Below are 19,437 nucleotides of genomic sequence, written 5' to 3' on the forward strand. Positions count from 1 at the left end.
ATTATGATATTTACCTTTTGTTAAATTCTGAAAACAATGAAATGATAAAAGGTGAGATTATTACCAATGATACTTTGAATTTTAAAACTTTTAGGGTTACTAAAAAAGTTCCTGTTGAAAATTACAAATATAAACTTCGTGTAAATGAAAATGGTAAATTACAAAAAATGGTTGGCAGTGCGAGTGATACCCAATTCTCTGTTACCCTATTCTTTTCTTCACCAAGTGATGAATATAAAAAGATTAGTAAAACGTCCTTTTTAAATATCATTGATTATAAAACACTTTTATCAGCTAAATTTGAAAGTTTTTTATCAGTATTAAAAAAAGCGACCAATATTTATGTCATAGATGAACATGAACAAGATGATTCGCTTTTCTATTATGTATATGAAGTATCACTGTAGATACAATATAGCTTAACAAAAACAATGCAAACCCCTTTCTTTCTTCTATAAAGTAAGGGGTTGTTTTTTGTGTAAAGAAGTATCTATATAGCCTACTTTACACTTAAATACTTAATGTATTAGGCAAAAACCGAATTACTTTCACTAAGCGTTGCCCATAAGTAATTTTCAAAGTATCTTTGCAGTCGCAATAGCGAGCAACAAAACAATAGAGTTTGAGTACTAAAGTGTCTTCGGTTTCAACAGCATCAATAATTTCAGATTTTAAGGAAATTACCAAAATCAGACTTTCTGTAAGTGTGGTGTTTTCTTCCATTGCTGGTTACTTGTTGGGAGCTCCAACTGTAGATGTTTACACATTAATATTATTGGCTTTTGGAGGCTATTTTATGGTAGGTGCTTCTAATGCCTACAATCAAATTATTGAAAAAGATTTAGACGCTTTAATGGAGCGCACCAAAAACCGTCCAATTCCTGCCGGAAGAATGTCGGTAAGAACAGCATTTATAATTGCAGTTGCATTTACATTATTAGGGATAGCAACACTGTATGTTATCAACCCAAGAACTGCAATGTATGGTGCAATTTCAATTTTTTTATACACGAGTGTTTACACACCATTAAAAACCAAAACGCCTTTAGCAGTTTTTGTTGGAGCCATTCCAGGAGCCATTCCATTTATGTTGGGATGGGTTGCAGCTCGAAATGATTTTGGTATTGAACCAGGAACTTTATTTGCGGTACAGTTTTTTTGGCAATTTCCTCACTTTTGGGCTATTGGCTGGTTTTTGTTTGATGATTATAAAAAAGGAGGTTTTTTTATGCTTCCAACAGGAAAAAGAGATAAAGGAACAGCAGTACAAATTATAATGTACACTGTTTGGACAATATTGGTTTCAATTATACCAGTATTTGGTTTTACAGGAGACTTAAAACTCTCTATTGTTGCAGCAATAATTGTGTTTTTATTAGGGCTTGTGATGTTGCGTTACGCATTAGTATTGTTTAAAGAACGAACAGCAAAAGCTGCTAAACAATTAATGTTGGCAAGTGTGTCTTATATTACGTTGCTGCAAATAGTTTATGTTATAGATAAGTTTATTAGATAAAAAATGGATTTAACACAAGGAACGCTAGAGGAAAAAAATGAACGTGCAAAAAAAATGATGCTATGGTTTGGTATTGGCTCATTAATTATGTCTTTTGCAGGTTTAACAAGTGCTGTAGTTGTAAGTAGTAAGCGACCAGACTGGTTAAAGGATTTTCAATTACCTGAAGCATTTGTAATAAGTACAGTAATTATTATTGTAAGTAGTATTACATTTTATCTGGCTAAAAGAAGTTTAAAAGCCAACAACAGGCAAGCAACAACACTATGGTTGTTTGTAACATTTGCATTGGGTGTTGCTTTTATATGGAGTCAATTATTAGGGTTTCAACAAATAATAGATTTAGGTTATAATTTTACAGGACCTACAAGTAATATTACTATGAGTTTTATTTATGTTATAGCATTTGCACATATAATGCATGTTGTAGCAGGTTTAATCTCAATAATGGTAGTAATTTTTAATCATTTAAGACAAAAATATACAGCAACTAAAATGCTTGGTTTAGAGCTATCTGCAACATTTTGGCACTTTGTAGATATACTATGGCTGTTTTTGTTTTTGTTTTTATATTTATTTAGATAGACTATATTGCCTATCAAAAGGATAAAGTAACATCGCTTTTATATTTATTTAGAGTCTGTATAATTTATTACTTGATGTTTCTTTAGATGAATAAAATGATTATTTTTGTGCAACTTTTAAAAACTAAACGCTTTATATGGATACTACAGTTGTAAATACTGGTACAGAGGGCAAAACTTGGGGAGGTGGAAATCAGCCTCTTAAAGCTAGCTATGGTAAAATGATGATGTGGTTTTTTATATTATCTGATGCCTTAACGTTTTCTGGGTTTTTAGCAGCCTACGGATTTTCAAGATTTAAGTTTATTGGTTCATGGCCAATTGCCGATGAGGTTTTTACTCACATTCCATTCTTTCATGGGAATTATCCTATGATTTATGTGGCATTCATGACCTTTATTCTTATTATGTCATCAGTTACAATGGTACTTGCTGTTGATGCTGGTCACCATATGAAAAAAGCAAAAGTGACAATTTACATGTTCTTAACCATTATTGGTGGGTTAATATTCGTTGGTTCACAAGCATGGGAATGGGCAACATTTATTAAAGGTGATTATGGTGCTATCCAAACTAATGGAGGAAACATTTTACAATTTGTAGATACTGATGGTAATCGTGTTGCTGTTAGAGATATTGCAATTAGTGAACATGGAGAAAGAGTGCAACATGAGCGCAAAAGCGGACTTTGGTTTGTAAGCGAAGGTACATTACCAAGCTATACTGTTGATGAAGTATACAATGGTCTTGAGGCAAACCCAAATGTGTTGGTTAGAACTCAAACTTTAACAGAGGACGGAAAGAAAACAGTTTTATCTAGAGAAGAATCTTTAAAGCAAATTAAAGAAAACGGTAAGTTAGTGGTAGAAGGAGCAAATCTTCATGTTAATGAGTATGGCTCTCCTTTATTTGCAGACTTCTTTTTCTTTATTACAGGATTTCACGGATTCCACGTATTTTCAGGTGTAGTAATTAACATTATTATATTCTTTAATGTTATTTTAGGAACTTATGAAAGAAGAGGAAGCTACGAAATGGTTGAAAAAGTAGGTCTTTATTGGCACTTTGTAGATTTAGTTTGGGTATTTGTATTTACATTCTTCTACTTAGTTTAATTCATTTAGAAACTTAATTAAAAATGGCACACGCACATAAATTAGAAATATTTAGAGGACTACTAAAGTTTAAAAGCAATACTCAAAAAATTTGGGGTGTTTTAATCTTATTGTCTATCATTACAGCAATTGAAGTTGTATTAGGTATTTACAAGCCTGAAGCTTTAGAAGCAAAAGTAATTGGGATGAAAATATTAAACTGGATATTTATCATCCTTACCATAGTAAAAGCATATTACATCACTTGGGATTTTATGCACATGAGAGATGAAACTAAAGGACTAAGAAGAGCTGTAATATGGACAGGAGTATTCTTAATTTGCTATTTAATATTCATCTTACTACAAGAAGGTGGATATATTGAAGGAGTATACTCTTCTGGTTTTATAAAAAGAGATTTTTAACATATAATTTATTTGTTAAATAGATTACTTAAAGGCGGTTTTTAAACCGCCTTTTTTTAATTTTGCACTAGTAGTAAAAACAAGAAAAATTCCAAAATCCCTAATGGAGAAAAAATCATACAAAAAACCTTTAATTCTTGGAGTTTTATTTTTCCTTCCAGTTTTTTTTGTTCTTATAATGTCAATTTCCAAAGAAAACTACAACACATTAGACATTGTAAAAGAAAATGTAAGAGAGCTTCCTGCAACTAATGAGTTACAAATCCAGTTAAAAGACCACCTTACTGTTTTAGCGTTCTTTGGTAAAAAGCCTATGGAAAAAGCTACAGAAGCATCCAACCTTAAAGAACTTATTTATGATAAGTTTAAAGGCTTTAAAAAATTCCAAATTGTAGTTTTAGTTACTGAAGAAGCAAAAGCTGAAGCACAACAACTATATAAAGAAATAGCACTTTATGAAGATTTGAGATTTTGGCATTTTGTGTATTTAAAAGAAAGTGAAATTAACAACTTGTTTAATAGCTTAAAAACCAATACAGTTTTAGATGCTAACTTAGCAACAAGTAACGTGTTTATAGTAGATACTGATTTATCTCAAAGAGGACGATTGGATGATAGAACAGATAATGAAATTGCTAGTAATAAACTAGTTTATGGATTATCATCATACAATTGTATTGAGGTAGACCAATTAAAAAATAAAATGGGAGCCGATGATTTGCGAGTACTATTTACAGAGTATAGAGAAAAACGTAAAGGAAACTTTGACTCCTCGCAGCGAAGAGCTAACGAAATAAACAACAATGAGCAAGAAAACTAATTATTCTTACATAGGTATCGCATTTATAATTCTAGTTTTTGGTATTTATTTTATACCAAGAATTATAGATAGAATTTCAAATGATGATGTAACCAGAAATGAAAGTCGTAGTGACCAAACAAAAGAGAAAGATGCTTATACCTCTGATTTAATATTTATAAAAAATCCTGATGGTTCACCTAAAAAAGTACCAGATTTTAGTTTCACTGACCACAATGGTAATACAGTAACCAACAAAGATTACGAAGGTAAAGTGTATGTTGTAGAGTTCTTTTTTACTACTTGTCCTACAATTTGCCCAAGAATGAATAGAAACCTTGTTCAAGTTCAAAATGCATTTAAAGGGTTTGATAATTTTGGTGTAGCATCATTTACTATAAATCCTGAAAATGATACACCTGAAGTTTTAAAAGCCTATGCTGATAATTACGGGATAACAAACCCTAATTGGCATTTAATGACTGGAGAACGAGATGATATTTATAAATTAGCAAATGAAGGTTTTTATATATATGCTTCAGAAAATAAAGAGGTAGAAGGCGGTTTTGAACACTCAGGTAATTTTGCTTTAATTGATAAAAACGGATTTATTAGATCTAGAGTTATTGAAGGTAATCCTTTAATCTATTACGAAGGTATAATTTCAGAAGAAGAGCAAACTGACGAAGACGGTAAAACACAACAAATAACAATGTTAAAAGAAGACATTGCTAAACTATTAAAAGAATAATGGGAAACACTAACCTACAAGCAGAAAAAAAGTACAATAAGTTGATAATAATTCTGTCAATTGTTATTCCAATAGCAGTTGCTGCCCTTTTTGGAATTAATCTAAGAGAGCTCGGGTTTGATGTTGAACCACTCACATTTTTGCCTCCAATTTATGCTGCTATCAATGCAGTAACTGCTGTAGTGTTACTTATAGCTTTTTGGGCTATTAAAGGCAAAAGAATAAAGCTTCACGAACGCTTAATGAAGTTCGCTATCTTTTTATCAGTACTATTTTTACTTATGTATGTTGCTTATCACATGACTAGTGATTCTACAAAGTTTGGAGGAGAAGGAGCTATTAAATATTTCTATTACTTTATTTTAATAACACACATTTTACTATCAATAATCATCATTCCTTTTGTACTAATTACTTATGTAAGAGCAATTGCTAAAAACTTTGATAGACATAAAAAAATAGCACGAATCACATTTCCTTTGTGGTTGTATGTCGCAATTACTGGTGTTATTGTATATGTCATGATTTCTCCATATTATGTCTAAACTAAAGTTTGCTTTTATACTGTTCTTTGCTACTGTTTTTTATCAAACAGTAAATGCACAATGTGCAATGTGTAGAGCGGTTTTAGAAAGCGAAGAAGGGCAACAAGCAGCTCAAGGTGTTAATGATGGCATTGTTTATCTTATGGCTATTCCTTATATTTTGGTAGCAGGATTAGGCTTTATTATTTACTGGAAATTCTTTAGACAGAAAAAAACTTCATAAAAAGATTTATCTGCAACTGTAACATTTTTAGATTTCAACAGTCTTATTTAATATCAATCAAAATTATTCTTAACAATTTGTTAGTATAAAACAATTTTAGTTTTGTGTAACATTGTATAGAATTAACCATCTATAAATGATACAGATAAAAGATTTACATAAATCTTATCACATGGGGAGTAATTCTCTTCACGTTTTAAAAGGCATAAATTTTGAAGTAAAAGAAGGCGAATTGGTTTCCATTATGGGATCGTCAGGATCAGGTAAATCAACCTTACTTAATATTTTAGGAATGTTGGACGAGGCAGATACAGGACAATATATTCTTGATGGCTTTCCAATTAAAAACCTAAACGAAAAAGTTGCCGCAAAATACCGTAATGAATTTTTAGGATTCATATTTCAATCATTCAACTTAATAAACTACAAGAGCGCTTTAGACAATGTAGCATTGCCATTGTATTATCAAAACATAAAACGAAAAGAGCGTATTGAAAAAGCAGAGCATTATCTAGAAAAGGTAGGACTAGCACAATGGTCGCATCATTTACCTAGCGAACTTTCTGGAGGTCAAAAACAACGTGTAGCAATAGCAAGAGCTCTTGCAAGTGACCCAAAAGTACTTTTAGCCGATGAGCCTACAGGAGCATTAGATACTAAAACATCATATGAAGTTATGGAGTTAATACAAGGTATTAACGACGAAGGAAAAACCATATTGGTTGTAACCCATGAGAACGATATTGCTAATATGACTAAGCGTATTGTAAACCTCAAAGATGGTGTGATTATTGATGATAGTACTGTTGAACAAGTAAGAGCATCCCAATATGTTTGATATTGAACGTTGGCAGGAAATTTTTGAGACATTAAGAAAAAACAAACTTCGTACCTTCTTAACTGGTCTTTCTGTGGCTTCTGGTATTTTTATTTTAGTCATTCTTTTGGGCTTTAGTAAGGGTATTGAAAATGGAGTGACTTCTCAGTTTCAGCAAGATGCTACAAACATGATTACAGTATGGACAGGTAGAACTATTAAAGAGTATAAAGGGCTTAACCCAGGAAGATACGTACAGCTTAAAAACGATAACTTCGATATGATTTCTCAGAAGTATGAAGATTATATTGAATATGAAACCTCATTGTACTCTATTTGGGGAGGAACCATTTCATATAAAGGAGAGTCAGGTAATTATCGTATTCGAGGTGTAATGCCAGATCACCAATTTATTGAAAATGCTGATATTTCAGTGGGACGATTTGTAAATCAATCAGACTACAACGAAAATAAAAAAGTAGCAGTAATTGGAAACAAGTTAAAAACCGACTTATTCAAAGACGAAGACCCAATTGATAAAAACATTTCTGTTTTTGGAATGAACTTTAAGGTTATAGGTGTGTTCTATGATCCAGGAGGAGAACGCGAAGAAAACCAAGCTTACATTCCTATTTCAACTGCACAAAAAGTATTCAATGCAGGAGACAATATTAGAAACATGCTGTTTACAGTTAAAATGTCTGATAATTTTGATGAAGCTGTAGCGCTTTCTCAAAGCATTTCAAAAGGCATTGAAGACCAAATAAAGCAAATCCACACAGTTGCTCCTGATGATACAAGTGCAGTAAGAGTGTATAACACTCTAGAAGAAGCTAAAAAGATTTATTCCTTAATTGACACCATTAAAGCAGTGTTTTGGTTTGTTGGTATTGGAACTATCATTGCAGGGATTGTTGGAGTAGGTAACATCATGTTAATTATAGTAAAAGAGCGTACAAAAGAAATTGGAATACGAAAAGCCTTAGGAGCTTTACCAATGTCTATTGTAGGGATGATTCTTCAGGAAGCTGTATTTGTAACCATGTTTGCAGGTTTATTTGGACTAATCTTTGGTCTAGGCTTGTTAGAATTGGTTGGTCCACAAGTTCAAAGCGATTTTATTAAGTATCCTCAAGTCGATTTCAATATAGCATTAACAACTGTGTTCTTGCTAGTGTTTGCTGGTGCTGTAGCAGGATTTATTCCAGCTTACAGAGCTGCAAAAATAAAACCAATCATTGCATTAAGAGACGAATAGTATGTTTAATAGAGACCGTTGGGACGAAATATTACAAGCGCTTACTGCTAATAAATTCAGAACGTTTTTAACCGCTTTTGGTGTGTTTTGGGGTATAACAATTTTAGTACTACTTCTAGCTTTAACCAACGGACTTAAAAACGGTGTAACTGCCGATTTTGGTAACTTCGCTACCAATTCCATGTTTATGTGGACACAAGGAACATCTAAACCTTATAAAGGACTTCCAAAAGGACGTTATTTCAATTATAAATTAGATGATGTTGCAGCATTAAAATCTGAAATTCCAAACTTAAAATATGTATCTCCAAGAAACCAGTTAGGAGGATTTCAAGGCTCAAATAATGTGATACGAGGTACTAAAACTGGTGCTTTTGAAATTTATGGTGATTACCCTGAGTATATAAAGCAACAACCTATGGATATTCTCCAAGGACGTTTTGTAAGTTATTCTGATATCAATTCTAAACGTAAAGTTTGTGTTATTGGTACAGATGTTATAAAAAGTCTTTATGATAAAGATGAGGAGGTATTAGGAAGTTATGTGAAAATTAATGGTGTAAACTTTATGGTGGTTGGTACTTTTAAAATGAGTAACAGCCAAGGCGACAATGAGCAAGATGCCAATACCATTTATATTCCATTTACAACGTTTGGTCAAGCATTCAATAGAGGAGATAGAGTAGGTTGGATGGCTATTACAGCTGTTGATGGAGTTCCTATTACTTCAATAAAACAACAAGTTTTTGATTTAATGAAATCGAGACATACAGTAGCACCAGATGATGATAGGGCAATAGGACATTGGGACTTATCAGAACAATTTGAGCGCATTAATGGACTGTTTACAATTTTAACTATTGTTGGTTACTTTGTTGGCGCATTAGTACTAATGTCAGGTATTATTGGTATTAGTAACATTATGCTTATTGTAGTTAAAGAACGTACAAAAGAAATTGGTGTGCGTAGAGCATTAGGTGCTTCTCCATGGACTATAAAAGGACAAATCTTACAAGAAAGTTTAATATTAACTATCCTTTCAGGTATGGTTGGTATTTCATTTTCAGCACTTATTATTTGGGTGTTAAATTACCTTTTGGATATGAGTGGACCTGTAGACAATTTTGCCAACCCTAGTGTTAGTATGACAGTTGTTTTTACAGCTTTAATAATATTAGTGGTTTCAGGACTTTTAGCAGGTTTAATACCAGCAAATAGCGCCACAAAGATGAAACCTGTAGACGCTTTAAGAATAGAATAAAAATAAATATCAACCATAATCATGAAAAGAACCAAAACCGTAATCGCATTAGTAGCTATTGTACTTGTATTTGCTGCAGCATTATATTATTTGTGGCAAAAAAACAGTGAAAACCCAATAACGTATACTACTGAACTTCCATCTGAAGAGACTATTGTTGTAAAAACCGTTGCAACAGGAAGCATTGTGCCTAAAGAAGAGGTGTTGATTAAACCTAATATTTCTGGAGTTATAGAAGAAGTTTTTATTGAAGCTGGTGAGTATGTAAAGTCAGGTGATTTAATTGCTCAAATTAGAGTAATACCAAACGTGTCTTCTTTAACAAGTGCAAAAAACAGTATTGCTACAAACCAAACTGCACTTCAAACTGCACAAATAAACCTAGAGACGCAACAAGCTAATTACGACCGTCAAAAAGCGTTGTTTGAAAAAGGAGTTATTTCAGCAAATGATTTTGAAGCTGTAAAAAACACGTATCTACAAACGAAGCAAAGTGTTGAGCAAGCAAGAATTAATGTGAATTCTGCTAGACAAAACTATGATATTATCAAAACAGGAACTACTAGTGGTTTGGGTAATATTGCACAAACTCAAGTAAGAGCAACAGTTTCAGGAATGGTGTTAGATGTTCCTGTAAAAGAAGGAAACCAAGTAATTGAAGCTAATAACTTTAACGAAGGAACTTCAATTGCATCATTAGCTGATGTTAAAAAAATGATTTTTGAAGGAAAAGTAGACGAAAGTGAAGTAGGAAAAATTAAAGAAGGGTTACCACTTGAAATTACTGTTGGAGCTATTGAAAATAAAAAATTTGATGCTGTTTTAGATTACATTGCTCCAAAAGGAGTTGAAGAAAATGGCGCTATTCAGTTTGAAATAAAAGGCTCGTTAAAAACTGTCGATTCTACTTTTATTAGAGCAGGTTTAAGTGCTAATGCATCTATTATTTTAGAAAAAGCTGAAAAAGTTTTAGCGGTTAAAGAAGCTTTGGTGCAATACGATTCTGAAACTAAACAACCATTCGTTGAGATTGAAACTGGTGACCAACAGTTTGAACGCAAAGATGTAGAGCTAGGAATTAGCGATGGTATTCACGTTGAAATTAAAAAAGGAGTTACAAAAGATGATAAAATCAAGGTTTGGAACCAAATTCAAGGCGTTCCAAGCTATGCTCAAAATAATTAATTCAATTTTTTGTAACACTTTAACATATCTATAGACATATATTTTAATTATGAAAAAAGCAATTTTTGTATTTACGGTATTATTGACGTTTTCATTCCAAGCGCAAACTAAAAAGTGGACGCTTGAAGAATGTGTAGATCACGCATTACAAAACAACATTACTGTAAAACAAAGTGAACTAGACTTAGAACAATCAGAAATCAATAAAAAAGATGCAATAGGTAACTTTTTGCCAACTTTAAATGCTTCGGTTACACACTCGTGGAGTATTGGTTTAGGGCAAGATCCTGTTACGTTTGATGCTGTTAACTCAACTACTAAAAACCTTTCAGGAGGTATTAGTTCTAGTTTAAACATTTATGATGGATTACGTAATATTAATCAATTACATCGTTCTAACTTAGAAATTTTAGCCTCTAGATATCAATTAGATAAAATTAAAGATGATATCTCGCTACTTGTGGCTAATTCGTTTTTACAAATCTTATTTAATAAAGAGCAATTAAAAGTTTTACAAGCACAACAAGTTGTATCGCAACAAGAATTAGAAAGAACTAATGAGCTTGTCGATGCAGGAGTGTTACCAAGAGGCGATTTGTTAGAAATACAAGCAACAATTGCTACTCAAGAACAACAAATTGTAAATGCCGAAAACACAGTTTTATTGTCTAGAATTCAGTTAGCACAATTATTATTAATACAAGAGTATGAAACTTTTGATATTGTAGATATAGATTATCAAGTACCTACAACTATGATATTAGAACAGTCACCTGATGCTATAGTAAGTAAGGCAAAAGAAACTAGATACGATATTAAAATTGCTGAGACAAACCAAGAAATAGCAAACGATAATTTAAAAATAGCTAAAGGTGCTTTACAACCAACGTTAAGAGGATCGTATAATTTTGGTTCAAATTATTTTACATCACAGCTATTTGATACTCCTGATTTTGAAACTCAGTTAACAGATAACAAAAGTCACAATTTTAGTTTAAGTTTAAGTATTCCTATTTTTAATGGATTTGCTGCAAGCAACAATGTTAAAAGAAATAAAGTAAATTTGGAGCGCGCAAAAGTTCAGTTAGAACAAGCCAATTTAGATATGGAAACAGCAGTTTACCAAGCCTATAACGACACTAAAGGTGCGTTAAAAGCCTATGAAGCTGCGCAAAAAACACTTGAAGCAAGAGAAGAAGCTTTTAATTATTCTAGAGAGCGTTATAATGTTGGATTGTTAAATGCCTTTGATTATAATCAATCTCAAAACAGATTTGAAGCAGCGCAAAGTGATGTGATTAGAACAAAATACGACTATATATTCAAATTAAAAGTATTAGAATTCTACTTTGGAATTCCTATTACAGACATAAACTAATAATTTACCATGAGTAAGACAGCCAAAATTTTAGTACTATCAGCTATTGCATTAATAATCCTTTTAATTATTGGGTCAAAAGCAGGTTTATTTGGCAAAAAAGGAAACTTTAAAGAAGTAGAAACTAAAAAAGTAGCCTTAGTTGATATTATTGAAACTGTTTCAGCTACAGGTAAAATTCAACCAGAAGTAGAAGTAAAAATATCTTCTGAAGTATCTGGTGAAATTTTAGAACTACCATTTAAAGAAGGACAAGAGGTAAATAAAGGAGATTTATTAGTAAGAATAAATCCAGATTTAATTCAATCTGCAGTAAACAGGTCTCAAGCCTCTTACCAAAATGTAAGAGCAGGTTTAGAGCAAGCTGAAGCAAATTTAAAACAAGCAAAAGCTGATTATGACCGAAACAAAGTGCTTTTTGAAAAAGGTGTAATCTCTAAAGCAGATTGGGACAAAGCTATTGCAACTTACGAAACTGCTCAAGCAAATAAGAGTTCAGCTTATTACAGTGTGCAAAGTGCTGCAGCTACAGTAAATGAAGCAAAAGATAACCTTACCAGAACTACTATTTATGCACCAATGAGAGGAACTATTTCTATGCTTAATGTAGAATTAGGCGAAAGAGTAGTAGGTACTCAACAAATGGCTGGTACCGAGATTATGCGTGTTGCTAACTTAAGCAATATGGAAGTTGAAGTAGATGTAAACGAAAATGATATTGTTAAGGTTCAAATAGGTGACTCTACAATTGTTGAGGTTGATGCTTATTTGAAAAAGGAATTTAAAGGTGTGGTTACTGAAATAGCAAACTCAGCAGCAGGAACATTAACAGCAGATCAGGTTACAAACTTTAGAGTAAAGGTTAGAATTCTCGAAGAATCTTATAAAGATTTAATTGAAGGGAAGCCAGAGCATTACTCGCCTTTCAGACCTGGTATGACAGCTACTGTAGATATTATTACAAACAAAAGAGAAAAAACAGTTGCTGTACCAATTAGTGCAATAGTTGTTAAGACAGATACTAGTTCTACTAAAAAGTCTTACGAAAAAACGATTAATAAAGTTGAAGGTGAAACTGAAGAAAAGTTTGAGTGTGTTTTTGTAACTAATAACGGAGAAGCTAAATTGCGAGTTGTAAAAACAGGAATACAAGACAATTCAAACATTGAAATTATTTCAGGTCTTAAAGAAGATGATGAAATCATTACTGGACCATACAACGTAGTTTCAAAAACGCTTAATTCTGGAGATAAAATAGAAGTTAAGCAAGACACAAAAGATACAGATAACTCACAAGACTAAATATTTGGCAGTTATACTAAACATAGAAACCACAACAACAAACTGTTCAGTCTCTCTTTCAAAACAAGGAGAGACTTTGGTTTTAAAGGAACTTAATGACAAGAATTATTCACATGCTGAGTCTTTGCATGTGTTTATTGACGATGTCCTTAATAGCGCAAGCGTTAGTTTGTCTCAAATTGACGCAGTTGCAGTAAGTAAAGGTCCAGGATCTTACACAGGTTTAAGAATAGGTGTTTCAGCAGCAAAAGGACTTTGTTTTTCTTTGGAGAAACCGTTAATCTCTGTATCAACATTAAAAGCTTTAGCGCATCAAGTAAAAGCTACTGATGGTGTTATTGTGCCTATGTTAGATGCTAGACGAATGGAAGTCTATTCAGCTGTGTTTGACAGTTCATATAACGAAATAAGAGCTATTGAAGCGCAAATACTAGATGAAAACTCTTTTGAAGACTATCTCGCAAAAGGTAAAGTGTATTTTGTTGGTAATGGCGTTGAAAAAGCCCAAACTATAATACAGCATGAAAATGCAGTTTTTATTGAAGATAGATTACCTTCAGCAAACGAAATGAGTATGTTGGCTTATGATAAGTACAAAAAAAACGACATCGAAGATGTCGCTTATTTTGAACCTTATTATTTAAAAGATTTTATTGCGTTAAAGCCTAAAGCTTAACTTTCTTTATGTATTTCAACTTGGTGTGGGTAAGGTATTTCAATACCAGCAGCATCAAGCGCTTCTTTTACTTGTTCGGTCACATCAAAGTAAACATCCCAATAGTGTTCAGTTTTACACCATGGTCTTGTAGCAAAGTTTATTGAGCTATCTGCTAACTCTAAAACAGTTACAGCAGGAGCAGGATCTTTAAGTACTTTTGGATGTGAGGTAAGCACATTCATTAATACTTCTTTAGTTTGTTTTATATCAGAGTCATAACCTACACCAAAAACTAAATCTACACGTCTAGTTCCTTCAGTAGAATAGTTAACAATGTTTCCGTTAGACAAAGCTCCATTAGGAATTATAATTTCTTTATTAGACAAGCCAGTTAATTTAGTGGTAAATATTTCAATTTGTTTTACCACACCTATTTCACCTTGAGCTTCAATTAAATCGCCGATTTTTATAGGTTTAAAAATCATGATTAAAACACCACCTGCAAAATTACCTAAGGATCCTTGAAGTGCCATACCTACTGCTAAACCTGCTGCTGCTAATACTGCTGCAAATGATGTGGTTGGTACTCCTAAAACGCCTAAAAGTGTAATGACTAATAAAATTTTTAATCCCCAACTTAATAGGTTTAATAAGAACTTTTGAAGGCTTTCATCATAGTTGCTTTTTGTCATTAATTTTCTGGTTGTGTTCATTATTTTTTTAATAATCCACGAACCTACAATCCAAAAGACAATTGCTCCAATTACCTTTAGTCCATATTCTGTTGCAAATTCAACAGCTGTGTTTGTCCATTTTTCAATATCCATATTGTGTGTTTTTAAATTTCTATTAAATTAATTATAATGATTTTGAAGTGAAAATCAAATTCTTTTATTAACGATTATTTAATTTGAAGGTATAAAAAAAGCACTTATTGTAAGTGCTTTTTTAAATTTTATATTCATGAGAAAATTATAAAGTACTCATGTAGTTAACCAGTTTAATTAAATCTTCTTCTCTTGAAGTTTTAATCTTGTTAGTTTTAATATAGCTTAAAATATCTTTTGAATGCTCAGGAATTAACTTAGCGATGTCTTTTTTTCTTTTAGGCATTAATACAGCACCTTGTTCTTCAGAAATTTTAATGTAGTAATCATCACTTACTCTTTTAAATTGAGCAGGTCTTGCAGTATGGTAGCTAGTTAATGCTACTTTTTCTTCAATAAAGATTACTCTTTCTTTCTTAAGAAGTTTGATGTTGGATTCTGGGATTAAATCAACAAAATACCCTAAATTAGGTAATTCGTTATCGTCAACATAGTCGAATAATCTGTAAGTTTTACTGTTAGAAACTAACTTGATAATAATATCTTTTCTATATTTATTTAAAGCAAAAGCTTGATTGTTATCTCCTTTTACTTCAATTTCATCCTTAATTGCATTATACCTTACGTAAAAAATATTGTCATCAGAGGCAGATATTCTTGCTGGTAGAAAATCACTTGTTATGTATGGTGTACCTTCAACATCGTCGTTTAGGACAACAGGTGTTGTTGTGATAAGACCACTACTACCATTAGCAGAAGGTGATAATGAGCGACTAAGCACTTCTTGTGCAATACTTAGATTTGAGGTTAAAATTAGTGCAAGGGCAACAATTACTTGGTTTTTCTTCATGATTTGTGATTTTGTCGTAAAAAAAAGAAAATATGTTTAATAATAAAAGCTGAAAATGTTAAGATTGAGATAAATTAACTCTTTTTTAAGATAAATCTAATTTTTGAAAATTATGAAGTTTTATAAATTCAAAACAATACTTTTTAGGAGTAAGTTTAACCATTTATAGCTTCAACTGTAGAGACTTTACCGTTCAACATTTCTTTTAGCATGTTTTCAATACCATTCTTTAAAGTAAATGTTGATGAAGGGCATCCACTGCAAGCACCTTGAAGTATCACTTTTACGGTTTTTGTATCCTTGTTATAGGAGTCAAAATGTATATTTCCGCCATCACTAGCAACGGCAGGTTTAACATACTCTTCAAGTATATTGATGATTTCTTTTGAAGTGTCATCAAGCAATTCAAAAGCTTCATCTAATTGCTCAGTAGTTTTTTGTAATGTTGCTTGTGCATTAGCATTCATTACTTCTTTACCATCTTCAATGTACTTTCTAATAAACTCACGTAATTCCATAGTGATGTCATTCCATTCTGCCATGTCATACTTAGTAATTGAAACATAGTTTTCATCAAAAAAAACATTTTTCACAAAAGGAAAATGAAATAACTCTAAAGCTAATGGCGATAATTTAGCATCGTCTATTGAAGAGAATTCGTAGTTTGTTGTAACCAGTTTTTTATTAGCAACAAACTTCATTGCTGATGGGTTAGGTGTGCTTTCAGCATATACAGTTACAGGAACTTTTTTAGGAGTAGCTGTTTCTTCTATTAACACTCCATCGCTATTTAAATAGTTTTCAATTTGTTTAGCAACCTCGTTTTGTACATCTTCCCATTCAACAATATTATATTTTTCAACCGCTATAAAATTACCAGAGATGTAAACTTTCTTTACAAAAGGTAAATAAAATAACTGTTGAGCCAAAGGCGATGGTTTAGCATCATCAATGTTATTAAACTCATAACTTTTATGTTGAGTCAAAAAAGTATTTGCTTCAAACTTAACAATAGAGGGATTGTTGGTTGTTGTAATTTTTATTGAAATATTTTTCACTGTAAATCTATTTTAGATACAAAGATACAAAAGCAGTATTGAAGAGAGGTTTTCTAAATTTCTTTTTAAGTCATTTTTAACTCAAAAAGTAATCATAATCAGAAAATCAATTTTTTAATACTTATAACTGTTAAAACTGGTATTTTTATTACAATTTAAAAGATGTAATTAGTTAAAATTTATTAAATTTCCGCTTTTATTGTAATACCTACTTGAATGTTGTTAACATTAATTTTGTTTTTAACAACGCTGTTTAAGAATAAGGTGTTAACATAACTGGTTGAGGAACATGTTGGTATATCAAAGACCTGTTTTTGTAAGGTAGTATTTTGATGTATTAAACTGTTATATTTTAAAAGTTAAATACTTTATAAAATAATATCAATTAGTAAAAAGTAGGTAATTATGAAGCAAGTTTACTTATTAGTAGTTTTTTTAATATCTCTAAATGTTTTTTCACAAGATGTTCTCATGCAAGATGGGACATTTAATAGGTGTCAACCTGATATGTTCTACGATTCAGGTGGAGCAGCTGGATCTTACTCAAGTAATGAGAGCTATGTTACAACAATCTGTCCAGAAAACACTACGGATTTCACCATAGTGAACTTTACTGAATTTAGTACACAATTAAATACTGATATTTTAACAATCTATGATGGACCTGATACTTCATCGCCTGTTATAGGTTCATACTCTGGAGTTGTTAATCCAGGGTTTGTAGAAGCATCAGATACTAATACGAGTGGATGTTTAACATTTGAGTTTATTTCTAACGATTCAGGAACCACAACAGGTTGGGTTGCTGAAATATTTTGTGCTGAACCTTGTCAAACTATAACTCCTTCTATTGATAGTACAACTCCTGAAGCAAGTGCTGGAGTCGTGAGTATTCTTCCAGGAGAGACTGTAGATTTTGAAGGAAGTGCAGGTTTTTCTGTAGATGGAACAGGAGCAACCTACACATGGAATTTTGGCGATGGAAATACTGCTATTGGTCAATCCGCTTCTAATACCTTTACTACAGCAGGAACATATACAGTTACACTTATAGTAACTGATACTAACCCACAAGGCTGTACAGAAACAACAACCATAACAGTTTTTGTACTTGGACCAAATGTAGTTGTCGACCAAACAACATATACAGTTGAAGAATTGGTTTTAGACGTGTTAATTGATAGTCCTTGCGCTGAGGTTTCAAATATAACCTACTCAACAGGAACTAATTTTTCGCAAGATAATGGTATAGGTTACTTCTATGGAGATGGAATTAGTTTTCCTTTTCAAGATGGTTTGTTAATGACATCTGGTGACGCGAGTAAAGCAAGAGGTCCTAATAATAATGCAATGAGCGACGGTTCTTCGGCATGGCCTGGTGACCCAGATTTAAATGCGGCAGTTGGAGTAGCTACAACTAATAATGCTTCAATAATAGAATTTGACTTTGTGCCTTTAGCAGATAGTATAAGCTTTAACTTTTTAATGGCTTCAGAAGAATATAATGGAAGTACAGGAGGAACCTTTGAGTGTACTTATTCTGATGCATTTGCATTCCTCCTAACCGATTCTGGAGGAACAACAACTAATTTGGCTGTTTTACCTGGAACAACAACACCTATTCTGGTTACAAATATTCACCCAGCAAATCCAGGATGTGGTGCTGTTAACGAGCAATACTTTGGTGGCTACACAGGAAATAACCAACCACCAATTTCTTTTGATGGAAGAACAGAAGTGTTTACAGCACAATCTCCAGTAACACCAGGAGAAACTTATCATATAAAATTAGTAATAGCTGATGCTTCCGATTCTGCTCTAGATTCTGGAGTGTTTTTAGAAGCGGGTAGTTTTAATTTAGGAGGTGATTTAGGAGATGATATCACAGTACAAGCTGCTAATACTACTTGTGAAGGAGGTGTAATAACATTAGATACTGCAGCACCAGCAGCTACGCATACTTGGTATTTAAATGGTGATGTTATACCAGGCGAAACATCTTCAACGCTAGATGTAACTGAAAATGGAGAATATACTGTTGAGATTGTATTCTCTGCATCATGTCAAGCTACAGACTCTATTATAATAGAGTTTTATCCTTCTCCTGTTGTTGAAGACGTTCAAAATTTAAGTATTTGTACCCCTAATTCAACAGCAAATTTTGATTTAACTCAAAATACATCCGTAGTTATAGGTAGTCAAGATGATACTGTGTTTGATGTAGTATATTTTGAAACTTTAGCAGATGCTGAAAATAATACAAACCCAATAGCAGATCCAACTAACTATACTAGTGCTGATGGGCAAATAGTTTATGTAAGAATTCAAGATATATACAGTGAAGCTTGTTATGCTACATCTCAGTTTACACTTTTTGTAGGAAGCCCTTCTTTTAACAGTGTTCCAGACCTAGAAGTCTGCGATGACGACAGCAATGATGGATTTGAGGATTTTGATTTAACGGTTCAAGATTTAGGTATTTTAGGCGCACAACCTTCTACAGATTTTGTAGTGACGTATTACACAAGTTTTGCTGATGCCGATTCAGGGGCTAATGCACTAGTGAGTCCTTACACCAATACCGTTAACCCACAACCTATCTATGTACGAGTAGAGAGTGCAGGAGATTCTAATTGCTACATAGCCTCACCACTTCCGGTGTTCAATTTAGTAGTTAACTATAGAGCCATAGCAACAGAGCCATCAGATATGGTAGTTTGCGATGACGCTTCCAATGATGGCGTAGCTCAGTTTGATTTAACCACACAAGACGCTACTATATTAGGTGGTCAAGACCCATTGGTTTATACAGTAACCTATTACGAGACCCAAGCAGATGCAGAAGCACCTATGAATGCTATAGCAAACCCAGCAACCTATACCAATACAGGTAACCCACAGACGAT

The 19,437-nt window shown here is 32.5% G+C and carries 20 protein-coding genes; 17 read left to right on the forward strand and 3 right to left on the reverse strand.

Going from position 1 to position 19,437, the window contains the following annotated elements; genetic code table 11:
* The first annotated feature begins 41 nt into the window (after positions 1–41).
* The 16 genes from DMZ43_RS13150 (at position 42) to tsaB (ending at position 13,814) form a co-directional block, all read left to right on the forward strand.
* A complete protein-coding gene (locus tag DMZ43_RS13150; protein ID WP_131508824.1) occupies positions 42–407 on the forward strand; it encodes a hypothetical protein in 366 nt (121 codons plus the stop codon).
* A gap of 215 nt (positions 408–622) precedes the next feature.
* On the forward strand, positions 623–1,516 hold the full coding sequence (gene cyoE / locus DMZ43_RS13155; protein ID WP_129760974.1) for a heme o synthase: 894 nt from the start codon (positions 623–625) through the stop codon (positions 1,514–1,516).
* 3 nt (positions 1,517–1,519) lie between these two features.
* On the forward strand, positions 1,520–2,101 hold the full coding sequence (locus DMZ43_RS13160) for a cytochrome c oxidase subunit 3 (RefSeq protein ID WP_131508825.1): 582 nt from the start codon (positions 1,520–1,522) through the stop codon (positions 2,099–2,101).
* 136 nt (positions 2,102–2,237) lie between these two features.
* Positions 2,238–3,215, forward strand: coding sequence for a cytochrome c oxidase subunit 3 (locus DMZ43_RS13165; protein WP_131508826.1), 978 nt, complete (start codon positions 2,238–2,240; stop codon positions 3,213–3,215).
* Between the two features lie 23 nt (positions 3,216–3,238).
* Positions 3,239–3,619 carry a cytochrome C oxidase subunit IV family protein gene (locus tag DMZ43_RS13170; RefSeq protein WP_129760977.1) on the forward strand — a complete coding sequence of 127 codons (381 nt, stop codon included), beginning with the start codon at positions 3,239–3,241 and terminating at the stop codon, positions 3,617–3,619.
* A gap of 103 nt (positions 3,620–3,722) precedes the next feature.
* The gene (locus tag DMZ43_RS13175; RefSeq protein ID WP_131508827.1) at positions 3,723–4,439 is read left to right on the forward strand and encodes a hypothetical protein; all 717 of its coding nucleotides are present in this window, start codon (positions 3,723–3,725) and stop codon (positions 4,437–4,439) included.
* Complete coding sequence (locus DMZ43_RS13180; RefSeq protein WP_131508828.1) at positions 4,423–5,169, forward strand: SCO family protein; 747 nt, start codon at positions 4,423–4,425, stop codon at positions 5,167–5,169. Before DMZ43_RS13175 ends, DMZ43_RS13180 begins: the two co-directional genes overlap by 17 nt.
* Entirely contained in the window at positions 5,169–5,714 is a 546-nt protein-coding gene (locus DMZ43_RS13185) for a DUF420 domain-containing protein (RefSeq protein ID WP_131508829.1), read from the forward strand. Before DMZ43_RS13180 ends, DMZ43_RS13185 begins: the two co-directional genes overlap by 1 nt.
* On the forward strand, positions 5,707–5,937 hold the full coding sequence (locus DMZ43_RS13190) for a hypothetical protein (RefSeq protein WP_131508830.1): 231 nt from the start codon (positions 5,707–5,709) through the stop codon (positions 5,935–5,937). The genes DMZ43_RS13185 and DMZ43_RS13190 overlap by 8 nt, the downstream gene beginning before the upstream one ends.
* 136 nt (positions 5,938–6,073) lie before the next feature.
* Positions 6,074–6,775, forward strand: a complete 702-nt coding sequence (locus tag DMZ43_RS13195; protein WP_129760982.1) for an ABC transporter ATP-binding protein — start codon at positions 6,074–6,076, stop codon at positions 6,773–6,775.
* Positions 6,768–8,012 (forward strand): ABC transporter permease, encoded by a 1,245-nt coding sequence (locus tag DMZ43_RS13200; protein ID WP_131508831.1) that lies wholly within the window; start codon positions 6,768–6,770, stop codon positions 8,010–8,012. Before DMZ43_RS13195 ends, DMZ43_RS13200 begins: the two co-directional genes overlap by 8 nt.
* Position 8,013: 1 nt before the next feature.
* On the forward strand, positions 8,014–9,273 hold the full coding sequence (locus DMZ43_RS13205) for an ABC transporter permease (protein WP_131508832.1): 1,260 nt from the start codon (positions 8,014–8,016) through the stop codon (positions 9,271–9,273).
* A 21-nt stretch (positions 9,274–9,294) separates the two neighbouring features.
* A complete protein-coding gene (locus tag DMZ43_RS13210; protein ID WP_131508833.1) occupies positions 9,295–10,458 on the forward strand; it encodes an efflux RND transporter periplasmic adaptor subunit in 1,164 nt (387 codons plus the stop codon).
* Between the two features lie 49 nt (positions 10,459–10,507).
* On the forward strand, positions 10,508–11,836 hold the full coding sequence (locus DMZ43_RS13215) for a TolC family protein (protein WP_131508834.1): 1,329 nt from the start codon (positions 10,508–10,510) through the stop codon (positions 11,834–11,836).
* A gap of 9 nt (positions 11,837–11,845) precedes the next feature.
* The gene (locus DMZ43_RS13220; protein WP_129760987.1) at positions 11,846–13,138 is read left to right on the forward strand and encodes an efflux RND transporter periplasmic adaptor subunit; all 1,293 of its coding nucleotides are present in this window, start codon (positions 11,846–11,848) and stop codon (positions 13,136–13,138) included.
* Between the two features lie 4 nt (positions 13,139–13,142).
* Positions 13,143–13,814 carry a tRNA (adenosine(37)-N6)-threonylcarbamoyltransferase complex dimerization subunit type 1 TsaB gene (gene tsaB, locus DMZ43_RS13225; RefSeq protein ID WP_131508835.1) on the forward strand — a complete coding sequence of 224 codons (672 nt, stop codon included), beginning with the start codon at positions 13,143–13,145 and terminating at the stop codon, positions 13,812–13,814.
* Here tsaB and DMZ43_RS13230 read toward each other — a convergent pair.
* From DMZ43_RS13230 to DMZ43_RS13240, 3 genes are all read right to left on the reverse strand, one after another.
* Complete coding sequence (locus tag DMZ43_RS13230; RefSeq protein WP_129760989.1) at positions 13,811–14,623, reverse strand: mechanosensitive ion channel family protein; 813 nt, start codon at positions 14,621–14,623, stop codon at positions 13,811–13,813. The two genes, tsaB and DMZ43_RS13230, sit on opposite strands and share 4 nt — an antisense overlap.
* Positions 14,624–14,768: 145 nt before the next feature.
* Entirely contained in the window at positions 14,769–15,473 is a 705-nt protein-coding gene (locus tag DMZ43_RS13235; RefSeq protein WP_131508836.1) for a hypothetical protein, read from the reverse strand.
* A 155-nt stretch (positions 15,474–15,628) separates the two neighbouring features.
* Complete coding sequence (locus tag DMZ43_RS13240) at positions 15,629–16,531, reverse strand: NifU family protein (protein WP_131508837.1); 903 nt, start codon at positions 16,529–16,531, stop codon at positions 15,629–15,631.
* A 405-nt stretch (positions 16,532–16,936) separates the two neighbouring features.
* Here DMZ43_RS13240 and DMZ43_RS13245 point away from each other — a divergent pair.
* Positions 16,937–19,437, forward strand: a 2,501-nt coding sequence (locus DMZ43_RS13245) for a choice-of-anchor L domain-containing protein (RefSeq protein WP_238155822.1), incomplete at its 3' end; no start/stop codon positions are given.

It is taken from the genome of Meridianimaribacter sp. CL38 (genome assembly GCF_004328055.1).
Classification (GTDB): domain Bacteria; phylum Bacteroidota; class Bacteroidia; order Flavobacteriales; family Flavobacteriaceae; genus Gaetbulibacter_B; species Gaetbulibacter_B jejuensis.